At 65.1% G+C, this 12,662-nt stretch carries 8 protein-coding genes and 2 tRNA genes; 7 read left to right on the top strand and 3 right to left on the bottom strand.

Annotated features, from left to right (window positions below):
* The first annotated feature begins 10 nt into the window (after positions 1-10).
* The 5 genes from RBA41_RS19115 to RBA41_RS19095 all read left to right on the top strand — a co-directional run bounded on the left by RBA41_RS19115 (position 11) and on the right by RBA41_RS19095 (position 4,289).
* Complete coding sequence (locus tag RBA41_RS19115) at positions 11-2,143, top strand: S9 family peptidase (RefSeq protein ID WP_306625804.1); 2,133 nt, start codon at positions 11-13, stop codon at positions 2,141-2,143.
* Positions 2,144-2,303: 160 nt separating this feature from the next.
* Positions 2,304-2,379 (top strand) — tRNA-Val (locus RBA41_RS19110).
* A gap of 48 nt (positions 2,380-2,427) precedes the next feature.
* Positions 2,428-2,504: transfer RNA gene (locus RBA41_RS19105), tRNA-Asp, on the top strand.
* Between the two features lie 79 nt (positions 2,505-2,583).
* The gene (locus RBA41_RS19100; protein ID WP_306625803.1) at positions 2,584-3,669 is read left to right on the top strand and encodes a hypothetical protein; all 1,086 of its coding nucleotides are present in this window, start codon (positions 2,584-2,586) and stop codon (positions 3,667-3,669) included.
* Positions 3,660-4,289 carry an ABC transporter ATP-binding protein gene (locus tag RBA41_RS19095; protein ID WP_306625802.1) on the top strand — a complete coding sequence of 210 codons (630 nt, stop codon included), beginning with the start codon at positions 3,660-3,662 and terminating at the stop codon, positions 4,287-4,289. Before RBA41_RS19100 ends, RBA41_RS19095 begins: the two co-directional genes overlap by 10 nt.
* A 6-nt stretch (positions 4,290-4,295) precedes the next feature.
* On the opposite strand, the gene RBA41_RS19090 is transcribed toward RBA41_RS19095, so the two are convergent.
* Positions 4,296-5,465: a GGDEF domain-containing protein gene (locus RBA41_RS19090; protein ID WP_306625801.1), complete on the bottom strand. Its 1,170-nt coding sequence runs from the start codon at positions 5,463-5,465 to the stop codon at positions 4,296-4,298.
* Positions 5,466-5,721: 256 nt separating this feature from the next.
* On the opposite strand from RBA41_RS19090, the gene RBA41_RS19085 reads away from it, so the two are divergent.
* A complete protein-coding gene (locus tag RBA41_RS19085; protein WP_054265216.1) occupies positions 5,722-6,204 on the top strand; it encodes a cyclic nucleotide-binding domain-containing protein in 483 nt (160 codons plus the stop codon).
* Positions 6,201-7,319, top strand: coding sequence for an AI-2E family transporter (locus RBA41_RS19080; protein WP_099872879.1), 1,119 nt, complete (start codon positions 6,201-6,203; stop codon positions 7,317-7,319). Before RBA41_RS19085 ends, RBA41_RS19080 begins: the two co-directional genes overlap by 4 nt.
* Here the strand turns inward: RBA41_RS19080 and RBA41_RS19075 are convergent.
* Complete coding sequence (locus RBA41_RS19075) at positions 7,288-10,155, bottom strand: EAL domain-containing protein (protein ID WP_306625800.1); 2,868 nt, start codon at positions 10,153-10,155, stop codon at positions 7,288-7,290. The two genes, RBA41_RS19080 and RBA41_RS19075, sit on opposite strands and share 32 nt — an antisense overlap.
* 198 nt (positions 10,156-10,353) lie before the next feature.
* Entirely contained in the window at positions 10,354-12,633 is a 2,280-nt protein-coding gene (locus tag RBA41_RS19070; protein ID WP_510184553.1) for a YgiQ family radical SAM protein, read from the bottom strand.
* Between the last annotated feature and the right edge of the window lie 29 nt (positions 12,634-12,662).

Genomic DNA, 12,662 nt, shown 5'->3' with positions numbered 1-12,662 from the left:
AGGAGTGTTCGTGCCTTCCCAAAAAATCCCCGCCATCCTCACCGCACTGATGATCGCCATGTCCGGTAGCTTCCCGGCGTTTGCCGCCGACAGCCCGGCGCCCCCCGTGGCAGCCAAGGCCGCGTGGCAGGAAACGCGCCATGGCGACGTCGTCACCGACGACTACCGCTGGCTGCAAAAGAAGGAAGACCCCAAGGTCATCGCCCACCTGAACGCCGAAAACGCCTACACCGAAGCGATGACGGCCGATATCGCCCCGCTGTCGGACAAGCTGTTCGCCGAGATCAAGGGCCGCATGCAGGAAGTGGACCTGTCGGTGCCGGCGCGGACCGGTAAATACTATTACTACACGCGCTTCGAAGCGGGCAAGCAGTACCCGATCAACTGCCGCCGCCTGGCCGGTGCCAACCTGGCCTACGACGAGAAGGCGCCCGAAGAAATCCTGCTGAACCAGAACGAGATGGCCGAAGGCCAGAAGTTCTTCGCCGTCGCGGGCACCTTCGTCAGCCCGGACGATTCGCTGCTGGTGTACACCACCGACACCACCGGCTACCGCCAGTTCGAACTGCACATCAAGGACCTCAAGACCGGCAAGCTGCTGGCCGACAGCGTGCCGCGCGTGACGTCGGTCGCGTGGGCGCTTGATAACAAGACCATCTTTTTCACCCAGGAAGACGCCACCACCAAGCGCTCCGACCGCCTGTTCCGCATGACGCTCGGCAGCAAGCCGGTCGAGGTGTACCACGAGCCGGTCGAGCAGTTCACCATGCAGGTGGAAGCCTCGCGCGACCGCAAGTTCATCGTGGTCGATTTCCACTCAACCGATACCACCGAGGTGCGCATGCTGCCCGCCGACCGCCCAAAAGGCGAATTGCGCTCGGTGCTGGGACGCGAAAAAGGCCACCGCTACGGCGTCGAACACCGCAACGGCGAATTGTTCATCACGACCAACAAGGATGCGAAAAACTTCCGCCTGGTGCGCGCGCCATTGGCCACGCCCGGCCCCAGGTTCTGGAAAGAGCTGGTCAAGCACGACAAGGCGGTCATGGTGCGCGAAGTCGACGCTTTCCGCGACTTCCTGGTGGTAATGGAAAAATCGAATGCGCTCAACCGCGCGCGCATCTACAACTTCAAGACCAGATCGTGGAAGACGGTGCAGTTCGACGATCCGGTGTACATGGCCACGCGCATGCGTACCCCTGCCTTCGACGCCACCAGCTACCGCATGGCGTACCAGTCGCCGGTGACGCCGTCGACCGTGCTCGATGTGGACATGGCCAGCGGTGCGCGCACGGTCCTCAAGCGCGTCGAGGTGGTGGGCGGCTACGATCCGACCCGCTATGAAAGCCGCCGCCTGTGGGTAACCGCGCGCGATGGCGTCAAGGTGCCGCTGTCGGCCGTCTACAAGAAGGGCGTCAAGTTCGACGGCAGCGCACCGCTGCTGCTGGCATCCTACGGTTCGTACGGCATTCCGACGGAAGCCAATTTTTCGATCAACCGTCTCAGCCTGCTCGAGCGCGGCGTGATCTACGTGCAGGCGCATATCCGCGGCGGCACCGACATGGGCCAGGCCTGGCACGACGACGGCATGCTGATGAAAAAGAAGAACACCTTCCACGACTTCATCGACGCCGCCGATTACCTGGTCAAGGAAAAATGGACCAGCCCGAATCGCCTGATCATCCAGGGCGGCAGCGCCGGCGGCCTGCTGATGGGCGCCGTGGTCAACATGCGCCCGGAGCTGTTTCACGGCGTGCATGCGGCCGTGCCGTTCGTCGACGTGATGAACACCATGATGGACGCCACCCTGCCCCTGACCACCGGCGAGTACCTCGAATGGGGCAACCCGACCGAGAAAGCCGCCTACGACTACATGCGCAGCTACTCGCCGTACGATAACATCGAGCGCAAGGCCTATCCGGCCATGCTGGTGACCACGGGCCTGAACGACAGCCAGGTGATGTACTGGGAGCCGGCCAAGTACGTCGCCAAGCTGCGCGCGTACAAGACCGACACCAATCCGCTGCTGCTCAAGACGAACATGGGCGCCGGCCACGGTGGCGCGTCCGGGCGTTACAACGCAGTCAAGGAAGGCGCCTTCATCATGGCCTGGATGCTGTCGCAGTGGGGCATCAAGGAGTAATCGGGCGGTCGATCCGGAGCATCGGGCGCCGGGGATTTTGCGAAATTCTGCACTTTTTTCGCAAAAACCCTTGCGCACTTTCCGAACTCTAGCTATGATTCGTGCCTCTTCAGACGTGGTGACAAACGTCGGATGCAGTCTCTGAGGTAAGCGAGTTTTTGGGTGCTTAGCTCAGTTGGTAGAGCAGCGCCCTTACAAGGCGCGGGTCGGGAGTTCGAGCCTCTCAGCACCCACCACCATCAGAGACGGGGCATCATGATCAGCAGTACCGATCAGAGTAACACGGAGTGGTAGTTCAGTTGGTTAGAATACCGGCCTGTCACGTCGGGGGTCGCGGGTTCGAGTCCCGTCCGCTCCGCCAGCATCAAAGAAGGGCCCGATTCGTCGGGCCCTTTTTCTTTTCTCCTTTTAGTTTTTTTTCCTTCATCCTCGGAACCGCCTTGGCCCACGCCTACGTCACGTTTCGCCGTCGCCTCGCCATCCACGCGTTCCAGCGCTTTGCCGCCAGCCTGAAAAGCTCGGCCGAGATCATGCTGCTGGTGTTCGCCCAGGTTCTCATCGGCCTGTTCGCACTGGTCGCCCTGCCCCCCATGTACGCCGCCTCCCAGAGCGCCCTGCAAGCGATTGGCCTGCTCATTGCGCACGGCCTGGCGATGGCCCTGCCGGCGGTCCTGCTGCGCAAGCGCGTGCTGCCGCTCGACGTGGTGTATTGGGTGCGCCGCCTGCCGGTGCCGCCCGCCACGCAACTGGCGGCGGACGCGCTGGTAGCCGGCATGATGGTCGGGCCGCTGGCGCTGCTGTACGCGGTATCGGCGGCGGTCTGGCTGTGGCAGCGGCCCGACTGGCTGCTGCCCGTGCGCGGCGTGCTCGGTACCCTGTTCTCGCTGATGCTGACGTATGCCTGCGTGGTCGCGGTGCTGTCGCTGCGCGCGCGCCGCGCCCCATCGAGCGCGCGCTGGCAGCGCCGCCTGGCGCCGCCGCCGGTGCGCTATGAAGCGCGCCACTGGCGTCCGCGCGTGCTCATGCTGTGGCATCGTTTGTTCTGGCTGCCCTTCTGGCGCAACGAGAACATGGTCGGCCGCCAGCAAACCCTGTTGCTGGCCGCAGCCATGGGCGCGGCGCTGCCGTGGATGCAGGCGCCGCCCGGCATCGTGCGCGCCGTGCTGGCGCTGGCCACCAGCACGCTGATGGTGCTGCTCACCGACCGTGGCGACAAGGCCGTGCGCGAGCAGCTCGCCGCGCTGCGCCCTGTCATGGCGGCCTGGCCGCTGCAACAGCGTTCGGTGGCGCTGGCCGCGCGCGCGTTTGCGCTGCTGCCCGCGCTGCTGGTGCTGGCGATCGTGTTCGCGGGCGGCGCGGTCCATGGCCTGTGGGGACGCCCCGCCGGCCGCGCCTACCTGATCCTCGGCTGCGTGGCCCAGGTGCTGCTGGTGGCGATCCCGCGCTTTACGGCGCGCGGGCGGGTAGGCCTGGTGGTGGTGCAGATTCTGGTGTTGACTGCGGTAGGGAGCGAATTATGGGAGTAGAACAGCAGCCGGTGCTGCGCATCGAGGGTTTGCATTTTCATTTCGATACGCGTCCGGTGTTCAGCGATTTTTCGGCGGCGATCGAGCCGGGCATCACCTGGCTGCGCGGCGCCAACGGCATGGGCAAGACCACCTTGCTCAAGCTGGTGGCCGGCACGCTCACGCCCAACCGCGGCACCATCGCGCTGGGCGGCATCGATTGCGCGGCGCAGCCGCTGGCCTACCGGCTGGCCGCGTTTTACTGCGGCGGCGACCTGCCGGACCTGCCGTGGCTGACCGTGCAGGAATTCCTCGACCTGCATCTGGCGCTGTATCCGGATGCCGAAGCGCGCCTGGTCGAGCGCCAGCTGGAGGCGTTCGGGGTCACGGGCACGCTGGAACAGGCGCTGCCGACCTTGTCGCTGGGGCAGCACAAGAAGGTACAGCTATCGCTGGCGCTGGCCTTGCCGGTGCGCTTGCTGCTGCTCGACGAGCCGTTCAACGGGCTCGATGCGGCGGCCGTGGAATACCTGCGCGGGCAGCTCGCAGAACGGGGCGCAAGGCAGGATGCATGCGTGCTGCTGACCAGTCACCTGGAGCCGCTGGTGGAGGTGAAGCGGATGCTGGATCTGGATCGCTGACGGGGATCAAGCGCACTGCCGCACCGGCTGCACCGGCTGCCCCGCCTCGATCCGGTTGCGCCCCGCGCTCTTGGCCGCGTACAGCGCGTGATCGGCGCGCGCCAGCGCCGCGTTGATATGCTCGCCCTCCTCGATCGCCACCACCCCGATGCTGACCGTCATCGCGTACGCCTCCTCCAGGGCCGGCAAACGCGCCCCGAGCACCGCCAGGCGCAACCGCTCGGCCGCCTGCAGCGCGCCCGTCAGGCAGGTCCCCGGCATCACCAGCGCGAACTCCTCGCCACCGAGCCGGCCCATGATGTCATGCTCGCGCAAGGTCGCCTGCGCGGTGGCGCTGAACAGGCACAGTGCATCGTCGCCGGCGGCATGCCCGAAGCGGTCGTTCAAGCGTTTGAAATGGTCCAGGTCGAGCATCATCAGCGCGACCGGGCTGCGAAGGCGCGCGGCGAGCATGCGCGCGCTCTCGGTACGCTCGAAAAACGCGCGCCGGTTGACCAGGCCCGTGAGGCTGTCGGTGGTGGCCAGCAGCGCCATCGCGCGGTCGTCCTTCTCCTTGCACAGCAGCAGAAAGCCGAAGCCGTTCACGATCATCAGCAGATAGCCGGCGATATACGCGACACTTTGCAGCACGCCCGGCGTGCCTGCGCCGAGCACCATGCCGGCCGAACTGAAACAGGCGCGCAGCGCCATCGCCACCGAGAACACCAGGTTGTTAATGCCGATAATGCGCTGCAGGTCCGATGCCGCGCGGCCCGGACGCAGCAGCGCGGCCGCCATCGCGGCGGTGAACAGGGCGATCATCAGCGACAGCATCGCGCCCAGGTCGCGCACGCTGGCGCCGGCCAGCGGCGCCAGGTAATACAGCAGCAGCGCCACCGCCGTGAGCGGATACAGCAGGCGCCGCCAGCGCTGATAGCCGAAGAAGGCGCAATAGGCCGCCGCTTCGATCATGATGCCCAGCACCAGCACCGTCGACGACCCGAGGCCCATCCACAGCGGCGCGCCGTCAGTCTGCAGGTAGGCCAGCAGGTTGGCCATGCCCTGCATCACCTTGGCCCACTTCCACATGAGCATGGCCGGATGGGCCGAGCCGGAACGCACGTAACCCGCCATCAGCATGGCGAAGGCAATATTGCCCACGGCCATTACCAACATGAAGGTTTTGATATCGATCACTGCGCTTTCCTCGTGGATAAAACATGGCCGCCGCCGCAGGCGTCGCATCAGCGCGGCCCGCAAACAGAGAGTGAGTGTGTAAATGATAATGAGTATTACTGCGAGGCATCATATTACACTAGTTATTGCATCTCTTCTTACTGTGGCAAAATTAAGGTAAATACGGACGACAGCAGCCCGGCGGCAAATCTGCTGCACACGCCAGTTGCATGGCGCATAATCGAGCTCGTGCGTGTCATCCCCCTCTGGAGTTACTTTGATCTTTGGTTTTCTGAAATCGCCGCCGCTGTCGCCACGCCTGCACCGCCTTAAAAGTTCGGTCCTGTTCAATTCCCTGACCCCGCTCGAACTGAAAATCGTCGATGGCCTGATGCATGAACGGCGCTACCTGACCGACGAAATCGTGTTCGACCAGGGCGAGGAAGGCCAGGCCCTGTACCTGGTCACGTCGGGCAAGGTGGCCATCAGCCGCGCCAAGGGCAGTGCCTTCATGGTGGTGTCCGAACTCGGGCCGGGCAGCGTGTTCGGCGACATGGCGCTGCTGGACGACTCGCCGCGCACGGCGCAGGCGCGCGCCATGGAAAACTGCGAGCTGGCGGTGTTCTTCCGCGCCGATTTCCTGGGGCTGATGGAAACCGACGCCGTGATCGGCTACAAGATTTCGCTGACCCTGGCGCGCCTGGTCGGCCAGCGCCTGCGCGACTGGATGGGCGGCAGCCCGCAGGTGGAAGCCTTATGAACTCGCGCGATCGCGCAGGACCCGTGGTCTGGTGCGGGATCATCGCGGTCACCTGCCTGCTCCTGATCCTGCTCGAGCACACGCTGTGGCTGGCCATTCCCTTCATCTTCGGCACGGTCCTGTACTACATCCTGCTCGCGCCCATGCAGCGCCTGATCCGCGCCGGCGTCGGCCAGGACCTGGCCGCGCTGACGGTGGGCGGCGGCTTCGTGGCCGTGCTCTCGCTGGTGCTGGTACTGGTGTTCTCGTACGTGGCGGTGCCGGAGGAATCGTGGCAGGCGCTGCTCGGGCACTACCTCGACGGTGGCGTGACGTTTGTCCGCAACACCATGCAGCTGCTCGAGAAAAAATTCCCGGTGTTCGAACAGATGCACCTGACGCGCCTCGTGAACCGGCGCTTCAAGTCCTTCACCGACAATTTCGCCCAGCAGCACCTGGCCGGGCTGCTGGTGGTGATCGCCGGCTGGCTGCCGTCGCTGCTGCTGGCGCCCTTCCTCACCTTCTTCTTCCTGCGCGACGGCGCCAGCTTCAAGCGCTTTTTGGCGCGCGCGGTGCCGAATGCGTTTTTCGAGAAGACCCTGTTCCTGCTGCACGAAGTCGACCAGACCGCGCGCCGCTATTTCCAGGGCCTGATCAAGCTGACCGTGATCGACACCATCATGCTGGCGCTCGGGCTGTGGATGATCGGCGTGTCCTCGCCGCTCGCGCTGGCGCTCATTTCGGCGGTGCTGGCCTGGGTGCCGTTCGTCGGCTCGGTGGCCGGCTGCATCATGGTGGTGGTAGTGGCCGCCACCGACGCGCCGTCCAATCCGGTGATCGGCTACGGCGCGATCGGCGTGTTCGTGGCGGTGCGCCTGCTGGACGACTTCATTTTCATGCCGCTCACGCTCGGACGCAGCCTGCAGATCCATCCGCTCATGACGGTGCTGATGATCTTCGTGGGCGGCTCGCTGGCCGGGGTGGCCGGGCTGATGCTGGTGCTGCCGCTGCTCGGCGTGGTGATGGTGGTCGGCGAGACGCTCGGCTGCCTGGTCACCAATGCGCGCCTGCGCGCACGCCACCGCAATGCGATGGCGCTGCGGGTCAGGCAGGCCAGCGTGGGGCTGGCGAAGTAAGGTCCGCGGCGGCCATGGCGCGCGTCTGCGCCATCAGCATGGCGTCGAATTCCTCGGCCGGGACCGGGCGCGCGAACAGGTAGCCCTGGGCGTAGTCGCAGCCCGCTTCGAGCAGCAGGTCGCGCTGCTCGTGCGTCTCGACGCCTTCGGCGATCACGCGCAGGCCAAGCTTGTGGGCCATGACGATGATCGCTTCCGACAGCGCCATGTCGCTCGACTCGGGCGCCAGGTTGCGGGTGAAGGAGCGGTCGATCTTGAGGTAGTCGATGTCGAATTTTTTCAGGTACGACAGCGACGAATAGCCGGTGCCGAAATCGTCCAGCGCGACCTGGATGCCGGCGTCGCGCAGCTGCAGCAGCTTGTCGGTCACGCCGCTGCTGGCGTCGAGCAGCAAGCCTTCGGTGATCTCGACCACCACCGCCTGGCCGGACAGGCCCAGTTCGCGCAGGTGCGCCAGCCAGCCTTCGTAACCCTTGCCTTCGCGCTGGAATTCGAGCGGCGACTGGTTCACGCTGACCTGGAACTCGGGATGATGATCGCGCCGCCAGCGGCTGGCCCAGCGCGCCGACTCCATGAACACCCATTCGCCGATCTCGATAATCAGGCCGCTCGACTCGGCCAGCGGAATGAACTCCAGGGGGCTCACCAGCCCGCGCTGCGGATGCTCCCAGCGGATCAGGGCTTCGGCCTTGTGGATCTTCCCGCTGCGCAGGTGCACGATGGGCTGGAAGTACACGCGGAACTGGCCGCCCTTGAGGGCGCTGCGCAAGTCGTTGGTCATGCGCATGCGGTTGATCGCCGCCACCTGCAGGGCCGGCGTGAAATAGCTGAAGCGGTTGCGCCCCGCGTTCTTGGCCGCGTACATGGCCTGGTCGGCGTGCTTGAGCAGGTCGTCGATATCGCGCGCGTCGTCCGGGTACAGGGTGATGCCGACGCTGGCCGAGATATACGCCTGCTCCTGGCCCAGCGTAAACGGCGCCTGCAGCACATCGAGGATCTTTTGCGCGATCACGCCCACGCTGCCGGTTTCGCCCAGCTGCGGCAGGATCACGGTGAACTCGTCGCCGCCCAGGCGCGCCACCGTGTCCGAATCGCGCACGCAGCCGCTGATGCGGCGCGCGGCGTCGACCAGCAGCACGTCGCCCTGCTGGTGGCCGAGCGTGTCGTTCACTTCCTTGAACTGATCGAGGTCGATGAACAGGATCGCGATGCGGGTGCCCTCGCGCCGGCAGCGCAGGATGTCGTGCTCGAGGCGATCGTGGAACATGCGCCGGTTGGGCAGGCGCGTGAGCGGATCGAAATTGGCCTGCTGCCAGATCAGCGCTTCCGAGCTCTTTTTCTCGGTCACGTCCTCGATCATGCACAGGTGGTGCGCGCTGGCGTTGGCCTCGGCGTCGATGGCGGCGATCGACATGTCGACCCAGACCACGGTGCCGTCGGGGCGCAGCAGGCGGCGCGCGCTCTTGAAGCCGGCGATGCTGCCGGCGCCCAGCTGCGCCATGCGCGCGGCCTCGCTGGCCACGTCGTCGGGGTGGGTAATGTCGTCGCAGCGGCCGCGCTTGAGCTCTTCCGAGGAGCGCCCGGTGATCTCGGCGAAGCGCGGGTTGATGTCCTTGAACTGGCCGCTGATCGAATCGATCAGCGCAATGCCCATCGGCGCTTCCTCGAACATGGTGCGAAAACGCAGTTCGCCCTGGCGGATGCTTTCCTCGGCGCGGCGCCGTTCGCGCGCCAGCAGCGACACGTGCACGGCGGTGCCGCCGATCAGCAGCAGGCCGGCCGCCAGCAGCGCGCGGTATAGCCAGGTCAGGTAATCGGCGGCGGGGTCGGTGCTGTACATGAAGCCGTCGAAGGAAGCGCCGCGCGGCAGCATGCCCAGTTCGGCGTAGATATCGGCGATATGGCGCCAGCGGTCCGGATTCATGTAGCCGATTTCGACCAGCACCGGCTGCACCAGCGGCTCCATCTGGCGCGCCTCGAACAGCAGGTGCTGGCGGTCGTGGCGGCGCGTGTATTTCGACAGGATCAGGTCCGCGATCTCGCCCTGGTTGGCCATGGCATAGGCCCAGCCCTTCATGCTGGCGGCGCGGAAGGCGCGCACGCGCTCGGGGTGGGCGGCGATCTGGCGCTCGCTGGTGAACAGGTTGTCGCCGTAAAAATCGATGCCGGCCGCGCGCGGGCTGTGCACGTCATAGGCGAAGCCGATGCGGTCCAGGTAATCGGGTTCGTTGGTGATGTAGGCCGAATAAGCCTCGACCTTGCCCTTGACCAGGTCTTCCGGATTGAAGCTATGGTCGACGCGCACCAGGCTGCTGGGGGGGACGCCTTCCTTGTTCAGGTAAGCGATCAGTTCGTCGGCCTGGGTGAGTTCATCGATGAGCGAGCCGATCATCACGCGCTTGCCCTTGAGATCGCGCACGTCGGGCGCGCCGTTGCGCTTGCTTACCAGGAGTACATAGGGCGAATGCTGGAACACCACGCCCAGCACCACCAATGGTTTGCCGGCCATGCGCGCCAGCAGCAGGCTGCTGCTGCCGACCCCGAATTCGGCCTTGCCGGCGCTGACATTGCGTTCGGGCTCGTTGCCGTCGGTGCCCTCGGAAATGAGCACGTCGAGGCCGGCGTCGCGGTAAAAGCCTTTTTCAAGCGCGGCATAGTAGCCGGCGAACTGGAACTGGTGGGTATGCTTGAGCTGGAGGGTGACTTTATCGAGCGCGCGGGCGGGCGGGCTGACGCACATGGCGAACGCCGAGGCGAACGCCAAGGCGAACGCCAAAGCTTTCGGCGCGGGCGCGAAAGCCGTCGACGCGCGGCGGGCCAGGTGGAATCGGATCATCAGTCTGTCACACCGCTAGGTGTGCACTAAAGCAACGTATGGAGTCGATTGTACTGACCTTCCCGGCCGGGACAGCGAAAAATGCGAACTGTGTGCGTGGCACAACAATTGGGGGGGTGCAAATGCGACAGGCGGAATCCTCGAAACCGTTGCCCCCGCGCCAAGCTTGCACCCGGCGCGGGGCGACGAATTCCCGTCTTATTTGCGGCGCGCGCCGGCCTTGGCCGCGGGAGCCGCCTTCGGCTTGGTCTTGATGGTCGCCAGAATCGACGGACGCACCTTCGATTCCGGCGCGATGAACGGCGTCGGCGCCAGTGCGCGTTCGGTCTTGCGCTTGGGCGCGGCGACGAACTTGTCGAGCGTGCCGGCACCCGAGGTCTGGCGCTTGCGCTCGCCGGCGGCCAGGCCGCCGTCTTCCGACGCCTGCCAGCTCGGCACCAGGTGACGGTCGCCATTGCCGATCAAATCGCCACGGCCCATCTTGACCAGCGTCTCGCGCAGGATCGGCCAGTTGGCCGGGTCCTGGTAGCGCAGGAACGCCTTGTGCGCACGGCGCACCTTGCCGCTCTTGGCCGTTTCCACAATCTCGGAATCGGCCGTCACTTTTTTCAGCGGATTCTTGCGCGAGTGGTACATGGTCGTGGCCATCGCCATCGGCGTCGGCATGAAGGTCTGCACCTGGTCGAGCTTGAAGTTGTTTTTCTTCAGCCACAGCGCCAGGTTGAGCATGTCTTCGTCGGTGGTACCCGGGTGGGCCGCGATGAAATAAGGAATCAGATACTGCTTCTTGCCCGCTTCCAGCGAGAAACGGTCGAACATTTCCTTGAATTCGTCGTAGGCGCCGATACCGGGCTTCATCATCTTCGACAAAGTACCTTCCTCGGTGTGCTCAGGCGCAATCTTGAGCAGGCCGCCCACGTGGTGGGTGACCAGTTCCTTGACGTATTCCGGCGAACGCACGGCCAGGTCGTAGCGCAGGCCCGAGCTGATCAGTACTTTCTTGATGCCCGGAATGGCGCGCGCCTTGCGGTACAGGGAAATCAGCTTGCTGTGGTCGGTACCCAGGTTGACGCAGATGGTCGGGTACACGCACGACAGGCGGCGGCAGGACACTTCGATTTCCTTGTCCTTGCAGGCCAGCCGGTACATATTGGCGGTCGGGCCGCCCATGTCGGAAATGGTGCCGGTGAAACCCTTGGTCTTGTCGCGGATGTGCTCGATTTCGCGCAGGATCGACGGCTCGGAACGGCTCTGGATGATGCGGCCCTCGTGCTCGGTGATCGAGCAGAAGGTGCAGCCGCCGAAGCAGCCGCGCATGATGTTGACCGAGAAACGGATCATGTCCCAGGCCGGAATCTTGGCCTTGCCGTAGCTCGGGTGCGGGGCGCGCGCGTAGTTCATGTCGTACACGCCGTCCATCTCGTCCATGGCCAGCGGCAGCGGCGGCGGATTGAGCCAAACGTCGCGTTCGCCGTGCGCCTGCACCATCGCGCGCGCATTGCCGGGGTTCGATTCGAGGTGGAACACGCGCGAGGTGTGCGCGTACATCACCGGGTCGATGCTCACGGTTTCGTAGGACGGCAGGCGCACCACGGTCTTGTCGTGCTTTTCCTTGGCCATGGCCAGGCGCTCTTCGCGCGACATGATGCGGATCGGCTTGATCACTTCCTTGGGCTGGGCGTTGTCGGTGGCGCAGGCCGATTTGTCTTCCTGGGCCATCGCGTACGGATCGTGGTGGGCGTCGACCTTGCCGGGCACGTCGACCCGGGTCGAGTTGTGCACGCCCCAGTCGTCGCCGGGCAGCCAGCCGGGCGGCACCATGAACGCGGTACCGCGCAGGTTGCGGATATCCTTGATGTTTTCGCCGCCTGCCAAGCGGTGGGTCAGGTCGACCAGCGCGCGTTCGGCGTTACCGAACAGCAGCATGTCGGCCTTGGAATCGGGCAGCACCGAGCGCCGCACCTTGTCGGACCAGTAATCGTAGTGGGCGATGCGGCGCAGCGACGCTTCGATTGAACCGATGATGACCGGCACGTCGGGAAACGCTTCGCGCGCGCGCTGGGCGTACACGGTGACGGTGCGGTCCGGACGCTTGTTCGGCTCGCCGTTGGGCGTGTAGGCGTCGTCGGAACGGATCTTGCGGTCGGCCGTGTAGCGGTTGACCATCGAGTCCATGTTGCCGGCGGTGACGCCGAAATACAGCTTGGGTTTGCCGAGCACGCGGAAGGCCTCGGCCGAGAGCCAGTCCGGCTGGGCGATGATGCCGACCCGGAAGCCTTGCGCTTCGAGCAGGCGGCCGACCAGGGCCATGCCGAAACTCGGATGGTCGATGTAGGCGTCGCCCGTGACGAGGATGACGTCGCACGAATCCCAGCCCAGGGCGTCCATTTCGGCGCGGGACATGGGAAGGAAAGGCGCAGCGGGAGCGCGGCTAGACCGTTTCGGGACGGTCGCAAACAGGTTGGTTGGGGAGCTCATTGGGCAGTATTGTACCGGAAAACTATCCG

Origin of the sequence: Massilia scottii (assembly GCF_030846495.1) — a bacterium.
Taxonomy (GTDB): domain Bacteria; phylum Pseudomonadota; class Gammaproteobacteria; order Burkholderiales; family Burkholderiaceae_D; genus Telluria_A; species Telluria_A violaceinigra.
Note: the sequence above shows the minus strand (reverse complement) of the source record. Positions and strands in the feature narration are given on the sequence as shown.

Coding starts and splice junctions, on each gene's coding strand:
- RBA41_RS19095 (WP_306625802.1), top strand. CDS start 3,660: ATGGGAGTAGAACAGCAGCCGGTGCTGCGCATCGAGGGTTTGCATTTT.
- RBA41_RS19080 (WP_099872879.1), top strand. CDS start 6,201: ATGAACTCGCGCGATCGCGCAGGACCCGTGGTCTGGTGCGGGATCATC.
- RBA41_RS19075 (WP_306625800.1), bottom strand. CDS start 10,155: ATGATCCGATTCCACCTGGCCCGCCGCGCGTCGACGGCTTTCGCGCCC.
- RBA41_RS19070 (WP_510184553.1), bottom strand. CDS start 12,633: ATGAGCTCCCCAACCAACCTGTTTGCGACCGTCCCGAAACGGTCTAGC.